This is a genomic window from Dactylosporangium sp. McL0621, assembly GCF_049995355.1.
GTDB lineage: Bacteria > Actinomycetota > Actinomycetes > Mycobacteriales > Micromonosporaceae > Dactylosporangium.
The window spans coordinates 5,000,726-5,022,992 of the sequence record NZ_CP188259.1 but is presented as its reverse complement, the minus strand read 5'-3'; the positions used below and the strand labels follow the sequence as shown (position 1 = coordinate 5,022,992).

General features: G+C 69.0%; 21 protein-coding genes. 11 read left to right on the top strand and 10 right to left on the bottom strand.

All coding sequences use genetic code 11. The annotated features are described in order from the left end of the window. Positions 1 to 28: 28 nt before the first annotated feature. On the top strand, positions 29 to 466 hold the full coding sequence (locus ACPPVO_RS24265) for a hypothetical protein (RefSeq protein WP_426513446.1): 438 nt from the start codon (positions 29 to 31) through the stop codon (positions 464 to 466). On the opposite strand, the gene ACPPVO_RS24260 is transcribed toward ACPPVO_RS24265, so the two are convergent. From ACPPVO_RS24260 to ACPPVO_RS24250, 3 genes are all read right to left on the bottom strand, one after another. Further along, complete coding sequence (locus tag ACPPVO_RS24260) at positions 447 to 2,669, bottom strand: transglycosylase domain-containing protein (protein WP_426514685.1); 2,223 nt, start codon at positions 2,667 to 2,669, stop codon at positions 447 to 449. The two genes, ACPPVO_RS24265 and ACPPVO_RS24260, sit on opposite strands and share 20 nt — an antisense overlap. A gap of 602 nt (positions 2,670 to 3,271) precedes the next feature. Next, on the bottom strand, positions 3,272 to 3,826 hold the full coding sequence (locus ACPPVO_RS24255) for a GNAT family N-acetyltransferase (protein WP_426513445.1): 555 nt from the start codon (positions 3,824 to 3,826) through the stop codon (positions 3,272 to 3,274). Further along, positions 3,801 to 6,701 carry an AAA family ATPase gene (locus tag ACPPVO_RS24250; protein WP_426513444.1) on the bottom strand — a complete coding sequence of 967 codons (2,901 nt, stop codon included), beginning with the start codon at positions 6,699 to 6,701 and terminating at the stop codon, positions 3,801 to 3,803. Before ACPPVO_RS24250 ends, ACPPVO_RS24255 begins: the two co-directional genes overlap by 26 nt. 235 nt (positions 6,702 to 6,936) lie before the next feature. Here ACPPVO_RS24250 and ACPPVO_RS24245 point away from each other — a divergent pair, with 235 nt between their 5' ends. The 5 genes from ACPPVO_RS24245 (at position 6,937) to ACPPVO_RS24225 (ending at position 11,650) form a co-directional block, all read left to right on the top strand. After that, positions 6,937 to 7,533, top strand: coding sequence for an adenylate kinase (locus ACPPVO_RS24245; protein WP_426513443.1), 597 nt, complete (start codon positions 6,937 to 6,939; stop codon positions 7,531 to 7,533). A 106-nt stretch (positions 7,534 to 7,639) separates the two neighbouring features. After that, positions 7,640 to 8,290 (top strand): GAF domain-containing protein, encoded by a 651-nt coding sequence (locus ACPPVO_RS24240; protein ID WP_426513442.1) that lies wholly within the window; start codon positions 7,640 to 7,642, stop codon positions 8,288 to 8,290. Beyond that, on the top strand, positions 8,197 to 8,724 hold the full coding sequence (locus ACPPVO_RS24235) for a sensor histidine kinase (RefSeq protein ID WP_426513441.1): 528 nt from the start codon (positions 8,197 to 8,199) through the stop codon (positions 8,722 to 8,724). The genes ACPPVO_RS24240 and ACPPVO_RS24235 overlap by 94 nt, the downstream gene beginning before the upstream one ends. Positions 8,725 to 9,383: 659 nt before the next feature. Further along, positions 9,384 to 9,965 (top strand): integrase core domain-containing protein, encoded by a 582-nt coding sequence (locus ACPPVO_RS24230; protein ID WP_426513440.1) that lies wholly within the window; start codon positions 9,384 to 9,386, stop codon positions 9,963 to 9,965. A gap of 497 nt (positions 9,966 to 10,462) precedes the next feature. After that, positions 10,463 to 11,650, top strand: coding sequence for a glycoside hydrolase family 75 protein (locus tag ACPPVO_RS24225; protein WP_426513439.1), 1,188 nt, complete (start codon positions 10,463 to 10,465; stop codon positions 11,648 to 11,650). A 358-nt stretch (positions 11,651 to 12,008) separates the two neighbouring features. Here the strand turns inward: ACPPVO_RS24225 and ACPPVO_RS24220 are convergent, their stop codons facing one another. Beyond that, a complete protein-coding gene (locus ACPPVO_RS24220) occupies positions 12,009 to 12,488 on the bottom strand; it encodes a MarR family winged helix-turn-helix transcriptional regulator (RefSeq protein ID WP_426513438.1) in 480 nt (159 codons plus the stop codon). A gap of 100 nt (positions 12,489 to 12,588) precedes the next feature. On the opposite strand from ACPPVO_RS24220, the gene ACPPVO_RS24215 reads away from it, so the two are divergent. Together ACPPVO_RS24215 and ACPPVO_RS24210 are read left to right on the top strand one after the other, a co-directional pair. Continuing rightward, positions 12,589 to 13,623 carry a GNAT family N-acetyltransferase gene (locus ACPPVO_RS24215; protein WP_426514684.1) on the top strand — a complete coding sequence of 345 codons (1,035 nt, stop codon included), beginning with the start codon at positions 12,589 to 12,591 and terminating at the stop codon, positions 13,621 to 13,623. Positions 13,624 to 14,184: 561 nt separating this feature from the next. Further along, entirely contained in the window at positions 14,185 to 15,048 is an 864-nt protein-coding gene (locus ACPPVO_RS24210; RefSeq protein ID WP_426513437.1) for a septum formation family protein, read from the top strand. Between the two features lie 488 nt (positions 15,049 to 15,536). Here the strand turns inward: ACPPVO_RS24210 and ACPPVO_RS24205 are convergent, their stop codons facing one another. Continuing rightward, positions 15,537 to 16,445, bottom strand: coding sequence for a hypothetical protein (locus ACPPVO_RS24205; protein WP_426513436.1), 909 nt, complete (start codon positions 16,443 to 16,445; stop codon positions 15,537 to 15,539). Between the two features lie 140 nt (positions 16,446 to 16,585). Continuing rightward, positions 16,586 to 16,987: a hypothetical protein gene (locus ACPPVO_RS24200; protein WP_426513435.1), complete on the bottom strand. Its 402-nt coding sequence runs from the start codon at positions 16,985 to 16,987 to the stop codon at positions 16,586 to 16,588. A 210-nt stretch (positions 16,988 to 17,197) separates the two neighbouring features. Between ACPPVO_RS24200 and ACPPVO_RS24195 the strand changes: the two genes are divergently transcribed. Next, positions 17,198 to 17,446 (top strand): hypothetical protein, encoded by a 249-nt coding sequence (locus ACPPVO_RS24195; protein WP_426513434.1) that lies wholly within the window; start codon positions 17,198 to 17,200, stop codon positions 17,444 to 17,446. A 70-nt stretch (positions 17,447 to 17,516) separates the two neighbouring features. Here ACPPVO_RS24195 and ACPPVO_RS24190 read toward each other — a convergent pair whose 3' ends face one another. After that, positions 17,517 to 17,951 carry a tautomerase family protein gene (locus ACPPVO_RS24190; protein ID WP_426513433.1) on the bottom strand — a complete coding sequence of 145 codons (435 nt, stop codon included), beginning with the start codon at positions 17,949 to 17,951 and terminating at the stop codon, positions 17,517 to 17,519. Positions 17,952 to 18,522: 571 nt separating this feature from the next. Between ACPPVO_RS24190 and ACPPVO_RS24185 the strand changes: the two genes are divergently transcribed. Further along, positions 18,523 to 18,903, top strand: coding sequence for a hypothetical protein (locus ACPPVO_RS24185; RefSeq protein WP_426513432.1), 381 nt, complete (start codon positions 18,523 to 18,525; stop codon positions 18,901 to 18,903). Positions 18,904 to 18,945: 42 nt separating this feature from the next. Further along, the gene (locus ACPPVO_RS24180; protein ID WP_426513431.1) at positions 18,946 to 19,116 is read left to right on the top strand and encodes a hypothetical protein; all 171 of its coding nucleotides are present in this window, start codon (positions 18,946 to 18,948) and stop codon (positions 19,114 to 19,116) included. Positions 19,117 to 19,221: 105 nt separating this feature from the next. On the opposite strand, the gene ACPPVO_RS24175 is transcribed toward ACPPVO_RS24180, so the two are convergent. From ACPPVO_RS24175 to ACPPVO_RS24165, 3 genes are all read right to left on the bottom strand, one after another. Beyond that, positions 19,222 to 20,271, bottom strand: coding sequence for a hypothetical protein (locus ACPPVO_RS24175; protein WP_426513430.1), 1,050 nt, complete (start codon positions 20,269 to 20,271; stop codon positions 19,222 to 19,224). 107 nt (positions 20,272 to 20,378) lie between these two features. Beyond that, positions 20,379 to 20,903 carry a DUF5666 domain-containing protein gene (locus tag ACPPVO_RS24170; protein ID WP_426513429.1) on the bottom strand — a complete coding sequence of 175 codons (525 nt, stop codon included), beginning with the start codon at positions 20,901 to 20,903 and terminating at the stop codon, positions 20,379 to 20,381. A 224-nt stretch (positions 20,904 to 21,127) separates the two neighbouring features. After that, entirely contained in the window at positions 21,128 to 22,099 is a 972-nt protein-coding gene (locus ACPPVO_RS24165) for a hypothetical protein (RefSeq protein ID WP_426513428.1), read from the bottom strand. Positions 22,100 to 22,267 lie beyond the last annotated feature (168 nt).

The window sequence follows — 22,267 nt, the reverse complement described above, 5'->3', positions numbered from 1 at the left end:
GCCACGACATGTCGAGGACCCACGACGCATGCTGCTAGCCCGATCGCCGATACCTTTCGATGATCTCGATGTGCGCCGGGTCGGCCACGGCGACGAGCCTGAAGCCCGCCCGTCGGCGGGCAAATTCCGCGAGCTGGTCTCGCGTGCACTGCCACCACCGCCTGCGGGGCTCGTCGATCGCCAGGACGTGTCGGTAATCGTCGAACACGAGGTCGACAAACTCGCCCGGCGGGAAGCCGGCGTTACGCAGGTGCACCGGCACGAACTCCACCAGCAGAAGGCGGCGGGACCCTATCCGATGGTCGGCCCACTGCTGCGCTCCGAACCCGTCCGGGGCGGACCCGACCGGCAGCCGGTTGTCCGAACCGGGGAACCGATGACACGGTTGTCGTTGGATTCGCTGACGGTTCATGCGTCGGCGTGGTTCGCCGTAAGTCGGCTCGACCTCATCTTCGAGCGCGCCTGAGCCGGACTGGTGATCTATGCCCTGCCGACTTCGCCGGTGTGCCCGGGGTGGTGGCGGGCGGACTCGGCGATCGGCTCGGTCCGGGTTTCCGGCTCGGGCAGTCGGGCGGCCGGCAGGACGGGGTCGCGGTGCCTAGCTTTGCCGACGTGGGCGTTGCCGGGCTCGGCGACGCGGTGGTGGTGCGGTCCTCGGCGAACGTGGGCTGCGTGAACCGGTACGCGTTCTTGTCCAGTTTCAGTGCGGCGGTGGCGTCGAGCATGAACTGCCGCCAGATCGCCCCAGGGTAGGTGGCGCCGTAGACGTCATACTTTCCGTCCTTGGTGACGAGGGCTTTGCCGTCGGTGGTGCCGAGCCAGACGGCCGCGGCCAGCGCCCGGGTGTAGCCGACCATCCACGTGTGCGCGTTCTCCTCGAGGCTGTTGCCGCGTTGCCAGGTGCCGGTCTTGCCGGCCGAGTCCCAGCCGTTGGGCAGCTTCGCCGCCTCCACCTGACGCAGCGTCCAGTTCAGCTCGTTGATCCGCTCCTGGTCCAGCCCGACGTCGCGTTGCGCGAGCTTCTCGGTGTACACCGGATCGCCACGCTTGGACACCGACCGCACGAAATGCGCATCGGCCCGCTTGCCTGACGCTGCGAAGGTTGCCATGCCGTTGGCGTGGTCGAGCACCGTGACCGGGTACTGGCCGATGCCGACCTCGTTGGAGAACCGCGGGCCGGCGTCACGACCGGACGCGCCGCGCAGATCCACGCGGACCGCATCGGCCTGGCCCGGCTGGCTGGCCCACATCGAGTCGATGCCGGCCCTGCTCGCCATGTCGATGACGTTCGCCGCCCCCAGCTTCTCCGTCAGCCCGAAGAACGTGACGTTCAGCGATGCGATCGTGGCCTCCCAGAGGGTGCAGTCCGGTTGGCACCTGGCGCTGGCGGCGTTGCGGATCGGTCCGGCGGGGCTGCCGTCGACGCGGCCGCTGGCGGGGAACTCCTTGCTCGCCGGAGAGTCCCAATGCGACTTCATCGACACGTTCTGGTGCAGAGCCTCGGCGAGGTCGTACACCTTGAACGAGGAGCCCGGCGGGTGGGCGCCGAAGCCGTGCGGCTTGCCCGCTTCGTCGACGTACCAGCCCGCGTAGTCGGCGCCTGTCCCGCTGGTGCCGCCGTAGTACCCCAGCACCCGTCCAGTGCCCGGTTCCACGGCGACGAGCGCGGCCTGCCAGTTCGGCGGCTGTCCCCGCACGATCTGCGGTGCGCTCGGCCGCCTGATGTCGGCGGCCGCCTCGGCGACGTCCTGTACCCGCTTGTCGATCGTGGTGACGATCCGGAAGCCGCCGTTGCCCAGGTAGTCCTCGGGCTTGTCGCGGAATTCGTCGGTGCGGCGCAGTTCGGCCATGGCCTGGCTCACCACCAGGCCTGTCGGCCGGTCCAGGCCGGTCTGCCGGGCACCCGGGTCGGGCCGCCTGACGGTGTCCGGGTAGCTGAGCGCGTCCGCCTGCGCGCGGCTGAGGTATCCGAGGGCGACCATGTTGTCGCGGACGTAGGCCCACCGGCTCTTGGAGTTCTCCAGCGCCTGGGCGCCCCGGCTCGGGTCGTAGCCCGGACTGCCCTGCGGATCGTCGGGGTCGGCCTCGGGCTGCTTGACCATCGCCACCAGCACCATGGCCTCGGCGACCGTGACCTGGTTGTCCGGCGGCGCGTTGCGGTTGGCCGTCTTGCCGAAGTAGGTCTGCGCGGCGGCCTCGATGCCGTAGGCGCCCCGGCCGAAGGGAACCGTGTTGAGATAGAACTCCAGGATCTGCTGCTTGGAGTAGCGGTCGTCGAGCTTCCACGCCATGACCGCCTCGCGCAGCTTCCTGGAGTACGTCACGCCCTTGAGATCGGCCGCGATCCGCGCGTACTGCTGGGTGATGGTGGACGCGCCCTGCGTTGGACCGCCGGTCACGTTGTTCCACGCCGCGCGCAGGATGCCGCCGAAGTCCACCCCCCTGTTGGTCCAGAACGTCTGGTCCTCCGCGGCGACTACGCTATGCCGCACCGCGTCGTTCATCTCGCCGTACCGCAGGATCGTCCGGTTCTCCGTGCCGAGCTTGGCCATCGGCGTCGTACCGTCGGCGTAGTACACGGTCGTCGACTCCGGCAGCGCAAGCTCCTCGGGCGTCGGCACGCTCTCGAAGTACAACGCGCCGACGACCGCGCCGACGCCGGATAGCATCAGCACGACCACCACAGCGACGACCAGCCACGGCCGCCGGTACCATCTCCGCGCCCGCGGCGGCCTCCGCCCGACGCCCCGGCGGAACCTCCGGGCGGGCTGCGGCAGGTCAGCCGGGGGTGTCAACGGCACCCGCGCGACGGGCTCGACCATCGGCTCGGTCTCCTCCACACCCTAGGCAGTTCCCGAGGTCGATGAGGCGGAAACACCGATGGTGTGCAGCGCGCGGTGGCCGACGAAGCCGGCTTTGCACAGAGCCCAGGCGTCGTGGCGCGGCCGGGTCAGGCGGAGGTGAACAGATCGCGGTGGCGGTCCGCTGTTTCCAGCGTCCGGAGCTGCCGAACCGAGTGAGGTTATGCGGGCCGCTGACACGGGCCAGCGGCGCTGTCGCCGTGCAGGTGCCTCGCGCAGCCGGAGCTGCTGCAGCACCGTAGCCACCACCGGTCTACCGCGAGCGGGCGGGCTCTGCTCGACGGACTCTGCCTCGCCGCCGCCGCCGCCACCGCGAGCGCCAGCACACCATCCGGCGCGAAGGCCAGCGCGGACCGCGATTCCGCGGACCTGCGCGGCGCACCCCGCGGCCCGGTGACGCGGGGTCGCCGTCACTGGCCGGGCAGCGCGTAGTAGTCCTCGGTGATCACCGGCTGGAAGCCGAGGGACGTGTAGAGGTTCAGGGCTCGGTCGTTGCCGGTGGCCACCTCGAGGTGGACGGCGGTGGCGCCGTCGGCGCGGGCCGTTCGGCACAAGCGGTGCAGCACGTCCCGCCCGATGCCGCGTCCTTGGTGGCCGGGGTGGATGACGAAGCCGTAGACGCCGGCCCGATCCCCTTCCCGGATCAACCGGACGGTACCGATCGGCTGGCCGTCCCGTTCGACCACGAGGGTGTTGGGGTCGCGGAGGGCGTCCTCGGGCGGCTCCCAACCGAATCCCAGGCGCAGGAGTTCTCGTACTGCCTGCTGATCAGCGTGGACGGCGGTGCGGACGGTGACACGGGGATCGGCGGGGACCTCGGCGGGTTCGCCGAGCAACTGGAGGGCATGCTCGCTGTGGTCGAGGCTACCGCCCCGCCGCTGCGCGAGTGATCCTCCCGCAACCGAGGTGCGCTCTCCACGAACGGTCGTTTCGGTGCGCCTACGGGCGCCGTGGCCGTGGGACATGCCCGTCGGATGTGATCGTTTCCAGCGCGTCGCGGAGGGCCGCGCGTGTGGTGATGCCCAGCTTGGGGAACAGCCTGTGCAGGTGGGCGCTCACGGTGCGGTGGGACAGGAACAGTCGCTGGCCGATCTGTTTGTTGGTCAGCCCGGTGGCGGCCAGCGTGGCGATCTGCCGTTCCTGCGTGGTCAGTGCGGCGCCGCGGGCGTCGGGTCGGGCGGTGGTCGGGATCCCGGTGGCACGCAGTTCGTTGCGGGCGCGCTGTGCCCATGGCCGGGCGCCCAGCCGGTCCAGGGTTTCCAGGGCGGCGCGCAGGTGGAGGCGTGCCTGAGTGGTGTCGCGGGTGCGGCGCAGCCATTCGCCGTAGGCGAGGTGGATCCGCGCCTGTTCGAACGGCTGCCGGTCGGTCTCGGGCAGCGACAGGGCGGCCTCGAACAGTCCGCCGGCGTCGTCGTCGTGGGCGGCCAGGGCTGCCGCGCCGGCGGTGATGAGGGCCGTCCTGGCAGAGATGCGGTCTTCGCCCGCCTGCTGGGCGGCGGCGACCCAAGCGCGGGCCTCGTCGCTGTGCCCGGTCCGGACGGCTGCCTCGACGAGGTCCAGCACCATCCAGGAGCTGCCGAGGCCGGGGCTGGTCCTGCCACGCGAGCTGAGATGTGACGACTGGACGTAGGCCGCCTCGTAGTCGCCCTCGCCCATGGCCGCGAAGGCTCGAGCGTATCGGGCGAACGTCTGCGTCGTCCCGACACCGCGCGGTGCCGCCCACGTCGTGATCTCGTCGCTGAGGGTGCGGGCGAGTTCCGCGTCTCCGCGGAGGGCCGCGATGATGGCAAGGTGGCCGCGCAGCTGACCGGCAAGAAGGTGGTAGCCGTGGGTGGTGGCCAGGTCCAGTCCCTGCCGTGCCAGGTCCTCGACCTCGTCCCAATGCCCGTGGTTGTAGGAGTCGCCACTGAGCAGCAGCAATCCGGAAATGACCAGGCCGGTCCCGCCGCTGTCGCGCTCCCGTTCGATCATGCGCCGCAGCAGCTGCCGGAGTGGCGCCAGCATGTCCAGCATCAGCGCCGCATAGGCCATGGGGATCAGCTGCCAGGGCGGCGGGTCGGCGGGCAGGGCGACCAGGGCGTCGGCGAGCCTCTTGCGCACCGAGTACGTGACGCGGCCAGGGTCGGTGAGCGCGTCGTAGCACAGTCGCAGGTGCGTGGTCCCCTCCGAACTGAACCGGGCCAACGCGCGCCCGAGGTGCTGCCACGGCTCCGGCTGATCGGCATAGACGCACACGAACAGCAGCGCGTCCAGCATGGCGTTGACCCAGTCGCTGCCGGTCTCGGCCGTGTCCGCGTCGTCGAGCGCCCGGGCCAGGAGACGGTGTGCGGCATCGACATCGCCCTCGCCATGCATGAGGTAGGTCGCCGTCGCGGCGGCGAACGCCGATCCGGTCCGCGGGTCCGGCGCCTGCCCGGCGTCGCCGCCTGCCTGTTTGGCGTCGGTCAACAGGCGGGTCACCTGGTCGAGCTGTTCGGTCGAGTTGGCGAGGTAGGCGGCCTCGATGAGTCTGCGGGACCGGTCGGCCGGTTGCGGGCTGAGTTCGGCGGCGCGCACCAGCCGGGTCACCGTCGCGGACCCGTTGCAGCCCAGCTGGGGGCAAAGCGCCGCGTCCTCGAGCGCCCGGGCCACCGATTCGTCCGGTCCTGTCGCGGCTTCGGCCAGATGCCACGCCCGGCGCCCCGGGTCGTCGGTCAGCGCTGCGGCTAATGCCAGGTGCGCCGATCGGCGCTCATCCGGCGGTGTCGCCTGCACGATCGCCGAGCGGATCAACGGATGCCGAAACGACATCCGGCCGGGGCATGCGTCGGCGTGGACGAGGTCGGCCCGTCGCGCCGGGGCGAGGTCACCGACATCCGCGGGATCTGGTGCGATGGACTGGAGGGCCGCCCGGATCGTGCCTGGGCCGGCATCGGCGTCCAGTGCGGCCAGCAGGAGCAGCTGCCGGGTCGGTGCGGGCAGGGCCGGTGCCCCGGCGGCGAAGACCGCCTCCAGCCGGCGGGAGAGCGGCAGGAACGTCGGCAGCGGTTCCTTCCCGGATCGTTGAGCGTCGGTCAGCGATGCGGGCAGCTCCCGCAGTGCGAGCGGGTTGCCGGCGGCCTCGGCCACCAGGCGGCGCCGGGACGCCGGCGCGAGGCCTGGGTGCCACGCGTCCAGCAGAGCGGCCGCGGGTTGGTCGGCCAGCGGCCCGATCTCCCGCTCGGGCAGTCCGACCTGGTGCAGGAGGCTGGAGGCGCCGCTGCGGGCGGCGGCCAGCAGCATGATCGGGTCGGAGCCGATCCGCCGGGCGGCGAACCCGAGCACGGTCGCGCTGCCCCGGTCGATCCACTGCACGTCGTCGACCACCAGCAGCAGCGGGCGCCCGGCGGCGACCTCGCCCAGCAGGGCAAGCACCGCTGTGGAGACGAGCACAGGATCAAGGGCAGTGCGCTGCGGCAGATCGAGGACCTGTCGCAGGACGTCGCCATGGCCGGCTGCGAGCCGATCGATCCACGCCCGGATCGGGTAGATCAGTTGATGCACCACCGACAAGCCGATCCCGGCCTCGAACTCCACCCCGGACGCGCGCAGTACCCGCATGCCGGCCGTCTCCGCCCGCGCCGCCGCGACGTCCAGCAACGCGGACTTTCCGATCCCCGGGTCGCCATACAGCAACAGACCGGCTCCGACCCGGCTGCAGCCAATGAGCGACGCGTCGATCAGTTCCAGCTCCTCCGCGCGCCCCAGCAGCTCAACTACTGGCAGTGACAATCGTGGCTGTCTGCTTTGATGTCGTTCGCCGGAAACATTCGGACGGATTGACGAGGAGGATTTCGCATCGACCACCGGGAGAATCTCCATACTGCTGCCAGCCATAGCATCCATGAGCAGCGGACTATGCGTTCCGCCGACGCCCAGTCCAGCGTAGCCCGCGCCCCCGGCCGGACCGCGATGCATTCTGCGCCCAATCACGCTGAGTAGCCGGGCGGGCTGTGCTTGCCGCACGCCGGTTCGATGCAGTCATCTGACACGTGCCGGCGACTGACCACCGTCACACCATCGACCGAGGAACCGAGTCGATACGAGGAGACGAAGCATGCGTGTCGTCATGATCGCCCCGCCGGGCGCGGGCAAGGGAACGCAAGGTGGCCTGATCGCGGCCCATTTCGGGATCCCGCACGTTGCGACGGGTGAGCTGCTGCGCGACCACGTGACCCAGCGCACCGACCTCGGCCGCTCCATTGAGGGACACCTCGACCGCGGCGAGCTGGTGCCGGACGACGTCATGATGGACATCGTCCGCATGGCGTTCCTCGATGCCAAGGCGGGCAGCGGCGGCTACGTGCTCGACGGGGCGCCGCGCACCATGGACCAGGCACGGGCGGGATACGCGATCGCTCGCGAGCTCGGGATGCTCGCGGACGTCGCGTTGCACCTGCGGGCCGACGATCACGAACTGACGCGGCGCCTGCTGGCCCGCGCGGACCTCGAGCACCGCTCCGACGACACCGAGAGGGTCATCCGGAAGCGGCTGAAGGTGTACCACCGGACGACCCACCCGATCGTGGCCTGGTATGCGCAGCGCGGCATCCTCGTCTCGGTGGACGCGATGCGTCCGGCCGAGCAGGTGAGCCGGGACATTCTCGCAGCGCTCGACGCGAGGCGCCCACTCGTCGGCGATGTCCGCGAATAGTGCGCCGCCTCGATGCACGTTGTCCGATGCGGTCGACTGACCACGTACCCCGGGCCGCCCGCCGGCACAGGACTACTTGCGGGGCCGCCACGACAGATTGAACGCCATGACATCCTCGCCGGAGCGCAACGCCAACGACCTCACCCGATTCGTTGAGGGGCAGGCGGCGTTGCGGCGCGTCGCCATGCTCGTCGGACGGGGTGCTCCCCAGGCCGAGGTCTTCGACGCCGTCGCCACAGAACTGGGACGGCTCGCCGGCGCCGACAGGGCGAGCATCGTCCGCTACGAGTCCGACGGCACCGCGACCGTGGTAGCGGGCTGGGGCCGGTCCGGCACGGTGATCCCGGTCGGCGCGAACGTGTCACTGGAGGGCCGCAGCGTGACGGCTCTGGTGTCGCGCACCGGCCGCTCCGCTCGGATGGACAGCTACGCGGACGCTCCAGGCCCGCTCGCCGCGCTCCTGCGCGAGCAGGGCATCCGTTCGACGGTTGGCGCCCCGATCGTTGTCGAGGGACGCGTCTGGGGAGTCGTGACCGCCTCCATGTCACGGGACGAGCCGCTGGCCCCGGACGCCGAGGTGCGTCTTGCGTACTCCACCGACCTGATCGCCGCCGTCATCGCCAACGCTCAGGCCCGCGCTGATCTGGCTGCCTCCGGGTGCGGGTGGCGGCTGTCGCCGACCAGGCCCGGCGGCGCATCGAACGCAACCTGCACGACGGCGTCCAGCAGCAGCTCGTCGCGCTCATCCTCGAAGTAGGAGATGCCGAGGCGAACATCCCGTCCGAGATGCCGGAGCTGGCGCAGTCGCTGTCCACGGTGAAGCAGGGGCTGACCGGCGTGCTGGACGACCTGCGGGACATCTCGCGCGGCTTGCACCCGGCGATCCTGTCCGAGATCGGGCTGCAGCCCGCGCTCAACGGGCTCGTCCGGCGTTCCCCCGTCCCGGTCGAGCTCAACGCGCACCTCGACGGCCGGCTTCCCGAACCGGCCGAGGTGGCGGCCTACTACATCGTCTCCGAATCGTTGACCAACGCAGCCAAGCATGCACACGCCTCGCGCGTCCACATCGACGTGGCGGTCCGGGACGGCTGGCTGCACCTGTCCGTCGCGGACGACGGCGCCGGCGGCGCCGACCCGGCACGTGGCTCCGGCCTCGTCGGACTGACCGACCGGGTCGACGCCATGGGCTGATCGATCACGATCAATAGTCCTGCCGGTCAGGGCACCCATCTGCAGGTACACCTGCCGCTCTGAGCACTTTGAACATGTGACATGCGCCAGGTGACGGGAGGGCGGTATGCCTGTACTGTGCCAAAACTCATCGCACCCGGTGTGAGCTGCTGTTTCGCGACCCTGGTGCAGGATGGCGAGCGTGTTCGTTCGGTTGCTGTACTTGAGTGCGGTACGCGTGTTCGGCTGGCTGCCGCAGGCTACATGAAGCGAGTCCGCGATGGCCGCGGAGCTGCTGGTGCTGCGCCACGAGGTTGCTGTACTGAGACGCCAGATCGGGCGGCCGCAGCTGTCGTGGCCGGAACGGGCGGTGTTGTCCGCGCTGGTCCGAGCATTGCCGCGAGAACTGTGGAAACACCGGATCGTCACCCCGCCGACCCTGCTGGCCTGGCACCGCCGGCTGGTTCGCCGACGCTGGACCTATCCGAACCAGCAGGGACGGCCACCGATCAGCGACGAGATCCGTGACCTGGTTCTGCGCCTGGCCAGGCAGAACCCTGGGGGCATCGGCGCATCCAGGGTGAGCTCGTCGGGCTCGGCCACCGGGTCGGCGCCGGCACCATCCGCCGCATCCTCGCCCGATCGAGGGTCGGGCCTGCCCCGCGTGAGATCGACACCAGTTGGCGCGGACATTCCTGCGCGCGCAGGCGTCCGGGCTGCTGGCGACCGACTTCTTCCACATCGACACCATCGCGCTGCGGCGGTTGTATGTGCTGTTCACCATGGAGACCACGACCCGGCGGGTGCACATTCTCGGTGTCACCGCCCACCCGACCGCGGCGTGGACCACCCAGCAGGCCCGCAACCTGGTGATGGACCTCGGCGATCGGATCACGGCGTTTCGGTTCCTGATCCGCGACCGCGACGCCAAGTTCACCGCGTCCTTCGACGCCGTGTTCGCCGCCGAAGGCATCGACGTCGTGAAGATCCCTCCGCGCACACCTCGGGCAAACGCGTTCGCGGAGCGCTTCGTGCGCAGTATCAGGGCCGAGTGCACCGACCGGGTCCTGATCTACAGCGAGCAGCACGCCCGGACGGTGCTACACGACTACGAGGAACACTTCAACCGGCGCCAGCCGCACCAGAGCCTGGACCAGCATCCACCCGACCACGACCCCGGCACGGTCGTCGCGATCGACAAACCGATCCAGCGACGTCGCATCCTGAGCGGTGTCATCAACGAGTATCACCGAGCTGCCTGATCCACCTGCAAATCCCCAGCTCACAGCCCGAAATACACTTTTGGCACCGTACAGGCTTCGTTCGTGGAGAACGGGCCAGATGTTCGTCACTTCCGATCCCTACCTTGCCGACCGGCCTAGCGCCCGTGTTCGTGAGAGCGGGCGCCCGTTGTTGACCAAGGCGCGAGGCACCCGACGGGCCAGAACTAGGGGGTCAGGCCACACTGTCCGTAGCCGTTGACCATCATCACGAGTGGTTGCGACTCGCGCACATCTGGCCGATGAGCGCGTGCCGGTCCGAGCCCACGGAAATCAGCAGTTTTCTCTCCACGATCTGGGGTCGGCGGTGCCTACCGTGTCGATCGACTCCTTTGCGAGGCGCCCGAGGTGCAGCCGGCGCCGACGGCGAGGTGCAACGCGGCGAGATATTGACTCATAAAGATGCTTGTGCGCGGGAACCACGAGTGCTTCTATCTGTTAATCAGTCTGACTAACAGATGGATGGAGGCCGCCGACCCATGTCACCGACCCGTACGCGCCTCGCCGTGGCAGCCGCCGCGGTTCTCGCGCTCGCCATCCCGCTTGCCATCAGGAACGCCGACGCTGCCACGACGCCCACCACTGTGAAGGCAGGCCCCGCTGCCGCCACCTCGTTCACGCCCGCCCAGGTGCTGGCCGGCGTCCAGGCGAACATGACGACCGCGAAGAAGGTCAACTCCAAGCCCCACATCAACACCATGACGCGGGCCCAGAACGTGAACGTGTACCAGGTCGCGCCGGGCGTCTACGCCTACACCTCCGGCCTGGCCATCGACACCGACGGCAGCGACCCCGACCCCGACCCCGACCACCAGGGCGAGACGACGTGGGAAGACAGCAACGGCAAGGCCTTGGGCGCACACCACGTGCCGTTCTACGTGCTGGGCGACGACTGCTGGGACCGCACGTCCCCGTGCCCGCACTTCTTCTACCAGGACCACAACATGACGGGCCGGCAGTTCGCGCTGATGTTCTACAACGGCAAGGTCATCGGCGCGATCTTCGGCGACACGCAGACCGCGAACAACCAGACCACCTCGGACAACGACTCCCGCGAACTGGGCGAGGGGTCCGTGAAGGCGGCCCAACTGCTCGGCATCCCCAGCAGCGGCACCACCGGTGGTGTTGACAACGGCGTGACCCTGGTGATGTTCTCCGGCCCGTCCTGGGTCGTGAACGGCACCAACGCCACCCTGAACGACAACATCCAGGCCAAGGTCCAGACGGCCCTGGACAGCCTCGGCGCAAGCATGGGGGGCACACCGCCCACGACTCCGCCGCCGACCGGTGGCACGTTCGAGGCGGAGACCGGCACGCTGTCAGCCGGTGGCACATTCGACTCCAACCACCTCGGCTTCACCGGTACCGGCTTCGCCAACACGGCCAACGCAGTTGGCGCGTACGTCGACATCCCGGTCACCGCGGCCACCGCCGGCACCAAGACCCTGACCTTCCGGTACTCCGACGGCACCAGCGCTGCGCGGCCCGCGACCATCTCGGTCAACGGCACCTCACGCGGCACGCTGAACTTCCCGATCACCGCCAACTGGGACACCTGGGCCACCGCGTCCATCTCGGTGCCCCTGACCGCAGGTACCAACACCATCCGGGTCACCGGCACCACCGCAGGCGGCGCCGCCAACATCGACTCGGTGACCATCTCCTAGTCAGTCCACCGCTCACATACGTCCGGTGCCGGCCGGCGGGCCACCTCCCGTCGTCCGGCGCCGGTGCCGTCTCGCCGGCCGGCTTGACCAGCAGGACCCGCGCCGATCATCTGTCGCGGTCCGGACAGCCCGGCCGGCACCGTGGCGCTGGACGCCCTGATGCTCTCGGTAGCCGTCCACGACGAGACCGCGGCCCGTCGGCACCTACGCTATGCCGCCGACCGGGCGCGCTAGCCGCCCGCGGCCGTCACAGTCCGTGCCGCCGCCCGAGGCTCACTTCCGGACGCGGCCGCCCGCCGTCACCAGATGGTGCCCCGTTCCGAGCAGCCCGGCGGATGGCTGTGACCGCCGGATCTGGCTATCGACCGTCATGCGGTCGGGGGCCTTCCAGGCGCCGGGCGATCTGTTCGATGGCGGCGAGGTCGTCCGGCGTGAGCCGGTCGATGAAGTGGCGTCGTACCGACTCGACGTGGGCCGGTGCGGCGGTGGTGAGGGCGTCCAGGCCCTGTTCGGTGAGCACGAGGAAGCAGCCCCGGCCATCGGCCGGGTCGGGAGTGCGCCGGAGGAGGCCGCGCGCCTCCATCCGAGTGGCATGCCGGGACAGCCGGCTGCGTGACCAGCCCATCTTGTCGGCCTGCGCGTGCAGGGTGCTGGTTTGGCCGGGCCGTTCCGACAGCGTGCTCAGCACCTCGTAGTCGGGCTCAGAGAGTCCGACCGCCACCAGGTCACGCGCGATGCCGGCCTGGACGGCGAACATCACCCGGAGAAACGCGCGCCACGCCCGCTCCTCGTCCGGGTTCAACCAGCGCACCGGCGGCGGCGACGGTTTCGTTGACATGTAAACAACCTACCATCTACACTTCGTTTCCATGTTAATGAAATCGCTCCGAGTCCTCGCGCTGGTCTGCAGCACCCGCCCGGGCGCCCTCGGCCCCGTGGTGGGGCAGTGGCTCATCGACACAATCACGCCCCGCGCCGCCGAACTCGGCGTCGAACTCGTGCCGGTGGTCCTCGCCGACCTGGACCTGCCGTTCCTCGACGAGGAGGAACACCCGTCATCGGGCATCTACCGGCACGAACACACCCGTCGGTGGAGCGAAATCGTGGACACGGCGGACGGGTTCATCGCGGTGACGCCGGAGTACAACTACGGGATGCCAGCGACCCTGAAGAACGCGCTGGACTACCTCGGCCGCGAGTGGGCGTGGAAGCCGATCGGCTTCGTCAGCTACGGCAACACCTCGGCCGGCACGCGGTCGGTCCAGCACGCCAAACAGGTGGTGACCACGCTGCGACTGGTCCCGTTGGGCGCCACGGTTGCGATCCGCATCGGTGACGCGGTGGACGACGGGCGGCTACGCCCCGACGCCGCCCGCGACGCGGCGGGCCTCGGCCTCCTCGACGAACTGGTCCGGGTCTCCCACGCCCTCCGACCGATGCGCGAGCGGGCCCGGGCCGGGACGGTCCCCGGCCCGGTGCCGGGGTCGTACGTGCGGCGGCTGACCCCCGACGACGCACCCGAGGTCACCGTGCTGCAGCGGTGCTGCTGGGTGGACGAAGCCGTCGTCAACGACACCCTGTCCATACCCGCCCTGCACGAATCGCTGGAGCAGGTCCGCGAGTGGCTAGCGGACCAGCACACCACGGGCGTCTGGCTGGACGGTCGACTCCTGGGCATGGTTCGCACCCGCCGCACCGACACCGACTGGCACGTGGGCCGCCTTGCTGTCGTGCCGGATCTGCAGGGTCACGGGCTGGGCAGGTGGCTCCTGCGTACCGCCGAAGCCGCCGCCGCCCCAGACATCCGTCGCGTCATCCTGTCCACGGGCGCCAACAGCCAGCGGAACATCAACCTCTACCAGAGCGAGGGATACGACCTGGTGCCATCCACCAGCGCGGACGGAACCGCACGCCTCACCAAGAACGTTCCCGTCGATCGGATTGACGCTGCCACGGTCGGGGCGGCGCACTGATCTGCTTGCTATGCAGGCCTCGTTCAACTTCAGCGTGTCGACGCTGGTAGGTCGGGCAGAAATGTGCCTGTATGGCCTGCAGTGATCTGCGCGCTCGCTCGGCGTGGTCCGCGGCCAGCGATCCGGTCGTGCCGACCACAAGCGCGAACTGGCGATCTTGGTTTCCGGACATGCCGCGATCCGGTCGCTACGGAACGTCACGGCGAGTTGGGTCGTCCAGCTTCCGCACATGCCGATGAGCGCGCGTCGGGCGCCTGGGCTTCACTGATCGGGAATGACGTGTGATCGGTCGGCTCGGCCGTGGCGCGCAACTCGCGGCTCGACCTGCGTGTGACTGTCCCGGCGCGCGCCGGCGCGGATGCTGATGCGCCCGGGTGAGCATGGAATCCCCGCTCACGTCCCAGGTGATCAGCCCGAGCGCGTCGGCCCGGCCCTGTAACCCGACCAGCACCCGCGCGCGCCGTCGGTTACCGCTACGACCTCTGGAAGCTGAAGCGCCTTGCCGACGCATGTTGAAAAGATCTCCTTGCACATCCGGCAGGAAGATCGTTTGATGTCCCGATGACCATCCGGGGGCACGGCGTCGCGCTCGCACTCGCCGCATTGTTGTCGACCGCCGGCTGCGCGCAGTCTGGCTCCTCTCCGGCCGCCCCGGCGACGTCCCCCTCGCCGTCGGCGGCGCCCGTGGTGCCCGTCGCCGGGCAGTGCTACGACCGCCCGTTCGGCGGCGAAATCATGACGCCGACGGTGACCGACTGTGCCAAGGACCACCAGATCGAGATCGCCTATGTCGGCGACCTCGACCGGAACCGGGCCGACCCCCCGGCGCTCGGCTCGCCCGACCTCGCGCCGGCCGACGCCACGTGCCGCACGAAGGTCGCCGCCTATCTCGGCACCCCGCTGGGTCGGCGTGGCATGACGTACGAGGTCGCGGTGCCCGCTGCGCCCGAGTGGAGCGCGCAGGCGCGCTGGTTCGCCTGCCAGGTCGTCGCGATCGACTCCTCGCCCGGCGACCCGAAGCTGGCGTCCGTGCAGGGCAGCTACGCGGCCGGGAAGACCACCGCCGCGCCACGCTGCTTCACGGTGCTCAAGGCCTCCGACGACCTGCTCCCGGCCGACTGCGCCCAGCCACACGGCGCCGAGTACATCGGAGTGGCGAGCGCGCCCTACGGCAGCGTCATGCCGAGGAACAACGACGACGCGGCGATGACGCCGTTCCAGGTCGCCTGCCGCGATGAGATCGCCGCCGAGATGGGCGTCACCGCGAAGAAGCTCGACGACACCTGGGGCTACAATTTCTGGGCTGCCAGGAACCTGTCGAAGGACGGCATCGCCGTGGCGCAGTGCTACTTCGTGATGTGGAGCGGCAAGACCGTCACCGGCTCGGTCTTTGGCACCAGGGGACAGAACATCCCGAAGGGCTGATGAGGCGCTCCTGCAGCGCCCGGCCGAGCTCGGCGCCGGCCGTCGGCGTGAGGCCCTGGCGCTCGTCCCAGGCGGCCCGGCCAGCCGGGCACTCCACCCGCAGAAGCGCCAGGTCGCGCCGTACGGCCAGGGCACGGGCGTGATCGAGGAGCGCCTGCCGCGACATGCCGCGCGCGGGCAGCTCGAGATGCGACCAGCAAGCCGATCTTGGCATCCGCACATGCCGCTGTCACGGCGCGGACGCCGGCCTGCCGCTCGTCACTGACCGTAACAACGCGCCGAGGGCGTGAGTGGTCGGACATGCCGATGAGCGGATAATCCGTGCCGTCACCGCGCCGGCTGTGGTGCTGGCCCTTCGCCTCTGCACGGACACAGCGACCAAAGACCGCTGGACGTCGACAATGAGGGACAGTGTCCGGTGTGACGCCCCCAAGGAACAGCGAGTCGCCATGCCCGGGCCGGAACGAGCGGGAGTGTTAACGACGGACTCAGTCGTGTGGCATCAACATGCCGTACTTCTCGGCGTGGCCGGAGAACCCGCCGTACACGCGGTTGGGGCCAGTGACAAGCGGACCCACGCTGGCCTTGGTCAATTTGCGGACGGTCGTACCGTCGTCGAAGCCGTTCTGCACGCAGCCGGCGTAGCGCATCGCGACTTCCGCGGTACCGGTCGCGGACCGCACCAGAAGCACGATGATCTGGTCGCCGTGCGCTACCTCCGGTGCGCAGTCCGCCGGGTTGTCCGGGCCGCCACCAACCGGTGCCGCCGCGATTTGCCGGATCTCGTCCGCGGCCGCCGCGCCGTCCAGGCGCAGGCTGGACAGCAGACGCGGGGAGGACGCCTGGGCGGAACTCCCATCCGGCAGGGGGTACTTGCACACCGTTACCGAGGTCACGTGAGGCAGGGTCGTGACGTCTACCGGCGGTGTGGGGCGCAGGTCCGGACCGGTACTGATCCGGTGGCTGGTCGGGCAGCCGGCGTCGTCGACCCGCACCCGATGGATGGTGGCGGCGATCCGGTCCCGCCACTCCTTCGGCGCCTGGATGATCACCTCGACACCGTCCCGCCGCACCGTCGTACGGTCACCCTCGTGGTCGGTGCCATCGCCATTGTCCGTGCGGTCGAAGCCGACCGTCCAACCGGTGTTTGCGATCAGGAACCCGGCCGGCGGACCGCTCCCGTCAGTGCCGCAACCGATGGCTGGGACCGGAGCACCGGGCCGGGCGACCGCGGGCGGATGATCGCCCGGCTTTATGCACCACGCGTCCAGCCGGAGCGCCTGACTGTCCCACCCCCAGTCGCCAGGCACGCCGACCTGGACACCGCCGAACGACTCCCAACGCCAGCCGTCCGGCAGGTCCGGCTGGTTGCCGATCGGTTCCGCCAGCGATGCCACGTGCACCGCCTCAGACCCCGTCGGATCAGGTCCCGCCGGGCGGCCACACGCACCCACCAGACCCACTGCCGTCACGACCGTCAGTAGCCTGATCACGGCCCGCATTGCACTCCCCGAGGTCGAGCTGACGATTCAAGCGATCAGACGCACGCGAGCCATCCCGGGTTCCCGCTCGGAAGCCCCGATGGTTCGAAACGAGGGCGAAGTAACGCCGTCTGTCCGTAGCGGACGGCCGCATCACGGGCTGGATGATGATATCTGCGGCCCGACATACCCTGGCGCGCTCTCATGCAGCTGCCGGCGCGCTCTGGGTCAGGAGGCGGTGTTGTAAGACCACAGATGATGGTGAGGTCCGGCGTCATCCGCAACCAGAGCGTCGAGGCTGGCGAGTCTTCCGGGAAATCCACACGCAGCAGCTCGCGGTCGTCCATGCGCTCGACCGCGACCGTACGCACGCCCTGAAGGTCCAGATCGCGCAGCTTGACGCCGGAAGCTGTACGCAACCGCAGGCGGACGAGCCGATACCCCGGTTGGATCTCCATCTCGATGTCATAGCCGACTCGCGTAGCCCGGAACGTTGCCGACGTGTAAGGCCACGACTCATCGAGGGGTCACTGTACCCGCCAGAGGGTCGGTCTCAGGCCGCCGTCGACATGGCACGCCGGGTGCGGGAAGCGGCCCGAAGAAACGGACCGGTCGAAAGACCAGAACCCGCGCTTCGGGCCGACTTTCACACCCACATCAGCGTGCGGATGCGGACGCTGACCGCCGCCCGGCACTGGCTGACCGTGATACGTCTGCCGGCCCTCCGCCCCGACCTCAACCCGACCGAGGACGTCTGGTCCTGGACCAAACGGGGCATCACCAATATCGTCGTTCACGGCGTCGACCACCTCGCCGACGTCGTCAAACAGCGGCTACGCGCCTGCCAGCAGCAGACCGACCTCATCGCCGGCTTCCTCGCCCAGACCGGCATGACCCTCGAACCGGAACTGTCATAACGACGCAGACGTCAGCCTTTTGACCTCTGTAGCGCCACTAGCCGCAGCGGCGACGCGGTTCCCGTCCCCCTCAATCGCCGATCAGCGGAGATGGCCTGTTCTGCGCGGCCCATCGCCGCTCGTCCGCCGATCCAGGAGCCGGAGGGAAGTATCCGTCGATAGTCCAGAACTCGAACGGCGTCTCGTCGATGTGGATCTCCCAGTGGAGCCTTCGGTCCTTGAGGAAGGGCGCTAGCGTTTGGTTGATGGTTTCCATCCACCACCTGCGCCTGCCTGGATCAGGTGTGCGGCGAGCGATGTGATCGATCCAAATCCTCACGTAGCTGTCATTAGGCTCGCCGCCCACGAAGAACTCCTCGGCCGAGAATTCATGGAACGCCACGCTCACATAGAACCTCGGTAGTTCGACACAGTCAGCGTAGAGCGCAGTGACCTGTGCGGCAAATTCCTGTCTTTCCTCGGCGGTGTACGTTCCCTTCGGATGATAAACGTGCCACATCGGCATGATGACTCCTTCCCCTGACAATTTCACGCGTCAGCAGCGACTCATTTGCTCAAGGCAACGCTGGGTAAAGCGCATTGACGCCATGGCTGAGTCTCCGCTGTCGCGGCGGTGTCCTCCTCAGTCGCTGGCCCCGCCAGACTGCTGTGAGCTGGTTGACCTCGTATACGCCCGCTAGCGACCTCACCGCCACTACCCCGAAGGTTGACGGTTCAACGCTCCGCGAACCAGATAACCGAGGGCGTCTGGCCTTGAACCAAACGCGGCATCACCAACATCGCCGTCCACGGCGTCGACCTCCTCGCCGACATCGTCAAACAGCGGCTACGCGCCTGCCAGCAGCAGACCGACCTCATCGCCGGCTTCCCCGCCCAGACCGGCATGACCCTCGAACCCGAACTGCCATGACGACGCAGACGTCAGCCTTTCGACCTCCATAGCGCCCGGCTTTCGGGCTGTCAGACCTTTATCCGCGCTCCGAACACGACTTCGATCAGGTGCGCGCTCATGGCAAGGTGCGCGCGCCGCAGTATCTCTGTCGCGTGAGCGGTCGACGCCACAGTACGGTCGCGGCGTGGACAGCCCGCCGTTGCGCATCGATCGGGCTGACGTCCGGCAGACCGATGACGAGCTCACGCTGATCCTTGGCACCGCGGGCGTCCACGTCATGCTGATCAGGCTGCGCTACGCCGGCTGGGTCGACGAGGTGATGAACAGCGCCGGGTCGGTCGCCGCAGGCCCAGGAGCCTGGACCCTCATCGGCCACCACCTCTCCCTCGAGTTCGGCACACGAGCCGTCACCACGCTCGGCTTCCCGGTCGACTGCCGCCTGTACCTCGACGTCGACGACGACGCGATCCGGCGGATCCGTGCCGCGCTCTTGGAGATCCTGCAATGCGCATGCTTCGTGGTCGACACCCCCGACGCCGTATCACCAGCTGAACTCCACAGTTGACGAGGGCGGACCCGCTGCAGGGCTGCCCGGTAACACCCGCTCATGGCACCGAGCGAGTTTGAACGTGGTTCTCTCGTGCCGCCGGACGCGCTTGATCACGTTTCCGCTCATGGCCGCTATGAGAGCGCGGTGACCAGCCGGCGCTGGTCACCGACGGTGAGCGAACTGACGAGGCTGGAGCTTCCGATCGTGCCGATGTGCGAGCACCGATGACGGCAACGGTGAAGGGGACCAGATCATCTTGTGAATGCAGCGGCCGCCGCCACCGGCTCGTCGATGCTGTGTCATCATGCTGCCGTGGCTGAGGAGCGGGCCGACCTATGCAACATGGTCGACGACATGATGCGGGCCTGCGAGGCGGACGCGTGCTGGTGGCCGGACCCCGACATGCGGCCTGCGCTGCACGGCCTGGCCACTGACGATCCGCAGTCCATCACGATGGGACTGTCGTATCTGTGGGCCTCGCTTGCCGAGTATCCGAACGTATTCGAGTCGGCGGTGCCGGCCGTCCGGTACGTGCTGGCGCTGCTGGACCGCAAGGCAGGTGGCGATACGGTGGTCCGGAGCCCTGACGGCAGACTCCGGCCGTTGCGAGGCCATCTGCTGACCTGGTTGTCCACCGTTGCGAACGCAGTCGGTGACGTCCGCGTCCGTGAGTTCGTCGAGCTGGCTGGATATTCGCCGCTGGAGTACCCGTACCCGGCGTGGCACGCTGTCCGGCAGCTCCGTTCCCAGATGTATGAGGCCGCCGCCGCGTTTCTGGACGATCCGGACTCCCGTGTTCGACAGGAGGCGATCACTGCGGCTGTGGTGCTCGTACGAGTTCCGGAGCTGGCCGTCCACCGTGAGCACATCGCCGCCGCGGCGCGAGCGTTTCTGGACGCCTGCACGGACCCGGTGCGCAGGCGATGGGCGGATGAAGCATTCTGTGAGTTGAGCCCGACGTACGTCGCCGACGAGCCGGTACGGACGCAGCCGGAATTCGACCGGATGCACTAATCTGCCGCTGACGGAGCGGCTGCCGGGCCCGAAGCCACTCGAGTGCGCGCTCTGTGTCAGCCGATGCGGCCAGATCGGGTAGGCCTCCACGGCGTCCTTGTCGTTGTGGACGAACTCGCTGCCCTTGTACAGCTGGAACGTGTTCGGCTCCGGCCACAGGCTGCGAATGTCGCTCGCGCCGCCGCCGGCGAGGTCGATCAGGTGGTCCAGCTCATAGCTGGAGATCTGCGCGGCCGGGATGCCGCAGGCGGCGAGGAGCTTGCGTTTCGCGGGCTCGGTCAGGGACTCCGGCGGGCGCACCGAGGACGTGTAGCCGCCCTTGCAGCAGATCGTGGTCGCTGTGGCGGCGTCGGTGACCGCGCTGTCCACGGCGCCGGGCGTGCAGGCTGGATCGGGAGCGGCTCCCGTTGGCGGCGGTGCGGATGTGGCACCAGCCATGAGCGCGCCGGCCCGTCTGAGTCCCATCGGCGGGAAGGCTACTGCGTTGGGTCGTTGGACGCAGCGGACGGCGAGCTGATACGGGTGGCGACGACGCTGGAGTCGTCGGCGCGCCCGGTGATGACGACCATGGCACCGATCGGGAACTTGGCCGCCGACGACGGGTCCTTCTTCGTGCCGAACTGGGTCTTTGACGTGATCGTGACGGTGAACGTGGCGCCGGCGCGGGTCCGGATCGTCCAGGTGTCACCGGACTCGGACTGCACGGTGCCGCGGATCGTGTCGCTGGTCGCCACCTTGTGCTTGGACGGCGTGGAGGCGACCGGCGGGGCGGCGGCCGCAGGGGCCGGCGGCGGCGAGGAGCTGGAGGCCGCGACGGCCCAGCCGACGCCGCCGAGCGCCAGCACCCCGGCCGCCGCCGCCCCGGCGATCACCGCAATGCGGCGGCGCTGCAGGAACGAGCGCTGCGGCGGCGTTTCCTCTATCACGAGACCGGCGGTCGGCGGCCAGTCCGGGGACGCCGGAAGCTGGCTGGTCGGTCCGTCAGCGTATGGGTCTGCCATGAGGCAATCGTGCGCGCCGGATCGTTCGCCGGTGTTCAGGGAACATCAGCGTTTTGTGAACGCCGTCATTGCCGTTGAGCCGTGTCAACACCGAGGTCTTGGCGCAAGAGCCTCCATAGGTGGGCACCCGGAACCCGAGGCCAGGGCTTCAGCGCCGTACACATCCGCCGTCGTACGTGCTTGATCACGTTTACGCTCATGGCCGCGATAAGGTCCGCACCGAATCATGGCTTGTCGAGGTGCCACGACGCTTTGACGGCGTCGTAGACCGCGATGCGGTCGACCTGCTGTGGGACTGGATGAGACAGCATCCAACGCTCCGACACGGCGGACAGGTTCACGGTGACGGCGGTGGGGGAACCGGCGCCCAGGACGCCGGTCCAGTGCCCATGCTCGCCGATCACGGATTCGACGAAGCTGTCATCGGGCTCCGTCACCTCCACATGCTCGGCCGTGACCAGAGCCGAGCCGGCCATCAGGGCTAGTAGGCGCCTGAAGACGGCCCGAGGAACATGTGGACTGGTTGATTCCAGCCAGACGTAGCAGTCGTCGTGTCCGGAGTACCACACGCAACAGCCTGGAAGGGTCGGCAGGATCGGCCGACTGAAATCGGCTGTTCCGATGGCGAGCGCCATCTCGTCCAACTGCTCCGCGTCCGGTGTAGCCCGCATGGCGACCACCGTCAACTCGTACGGTGACCAGCCTGCGAGAAAGCCCGGCAGATCTTCGCGGTGCATGATCAGCGCTTCGTCGCCGAGACCGGGGACGCCTCTCGCCAGCGCACTCAGGTCGTGCGGCGAGCAGACGATGCCCTGATGCGCCGCGATGCGCGACGGCGTCCACTGCACGTACTGGTCGTCAAGGAAGCTGTTGGTCGCCACGTCCATCACGGCCACGGTGTCCATCGCGTTGCCGGCCAGGATGTCTGCGAGTTCGCCGGCCTGTGCCGCCGTCGCGTGGACCACCCAGCAGCCGGGGAACTCGCGCACGCTGAAGCTCAGCGGAAACGGCGCACGCTCGATGCCGACACTGTTGACCGAGAAGGCGCCATAACGCTCGACGTCGACCACCGCCACCCCCTCCGATGCGATGTGATGCGGCGGCGGCTTGGCGCCGTCGTACCGAGGGCGGTGTCCGCCGTTCGATTGTGCCAGGAGCAGCCACGCCGACGCGCGGGACCGGCTGCGCAGCCGCACACACCTTCCGTGACGCCCCGGACTGCATTGGTGCACGCACATGCCGCTGTCCACGCGCGTCGGCGTTCATCGTTCTCGATGCGGCAATGAAGGCGGACGTTGGACGCGGTTGAGCATTGCTGTCAAGTGGCGGCTGCCGGTTCGTGCGGCCTGGAGGGATCATCGCCC

What these genes read in the sequence shown, in the direction of transcription:
- ACPPVO_RS24245 (WP_426513443.1), top strand. Translation starts at nt 6,937, where the DNA reads ATGCGTGTCGTCATGATCGCCCCGCCGGGCGCGGGCAAGGGAACGCAA.
- ACPPVO_RS24180 (WP_426513431.1), top strand. Translation starts at nt 18,946, where the DNA reads ATGGCACCGAGCGAGTTTGAACGTGGTTCTCTCGTGCCGCCGGACGCG.
- ACPPVO_RS24190 (WP_426513433.1), bottom strand. Translation starts at nt 17,951, where the DNA reads ATGCCGATGTGGCACGTTTATCATCCGAAGGGAACGTACACCGCCGAG.
- ACPPVO_RS24170 (WP_426513429.1), bottom strand. Translation starts at nt 20,903, where the DNA reads ATGGCAGACCCATACGCTGACGGACCGACCAGCCAGCTTCCGGCGTCC.
- ACPPVO_RS24200 (WP_426513435.1), bottom strand. Translation starts at nt 16,987, where the DNA reads ATGGAGATCCAACCGGGGTATCGGCTCGTCCGCCTGCGGTTGCGTACA.
- ACPPVO_RS24265 (WP_426513446.1), top strand. Translation starts at nt 29, where the DNA reads ATGCTGCTAGCCCGATCGCCGATACCTTTCGATGATCTCGATGTGCGC.
- ACPPVO_RS24240 (WP_426513442.1), top strand. Translation starts at nt 7,640, where the DNA reads ATGACATCCTCGCCGGAGCGCAACGCCAACGACCTCACCCGATTCGTT.
- ACPPVO_RS24220 (WP_426513438.1), bottom strand. Translation starts at nt 12,488, where the DNA reads ATGTCAACGAAACCGTCGCCGCCGCCGGTGCGCTGGTTGAACCCGGAC.
- ACPPVO_RS24210 (WP_426513437.1), top strand. Translation starts at nt 14,185, where the DNA reads ATGACCATCCGGGGGCACGGCGTCGCGCTCGCACTCGCCGCATTGTTG.
- ACPPVO_RS24260 (WP_426514685.1), bottom strand. Translation starts at nt 2,669, where the DNA reads ATGCTATCCGGCGTCGGCGCGGTCGTCGGCGCGTTGTACTTCGAGAGC.
- ACPPVO_RS24225 (WP_426513439.1), top strand. Translation starts at nt 10,463, where the DNA reads ATGTCACCGACCCGTACGCGCCTCGCCGTGGCAGCCGCCGCGGTTCTC.
- ACPPVO_RS24255 (WP_426513445.1), bottom strand. Translation starts at nt 3,826, where the DNA reads ATGTCCCACGGCCACGGCGCCCGTAGGCGCACCGAAACGACCGTTCGT.
- ACPPVO_RS24250 (WP_426513444.1), bottom strand. Translation starts at nt 6,701, where the DNA reads ATGGAGATTCTCCCGGTGGTCGATGCGAAATCCTCCTCGTCAATCCGT.
- ACPPVO_RS24195 (WP_426513434.1), top strand. Translation starts at nt 17,198, where the DNA reads ATGCGGACGCTGACCGCCGCCCGGCACTGGCTGACCGTGATACGTCTG.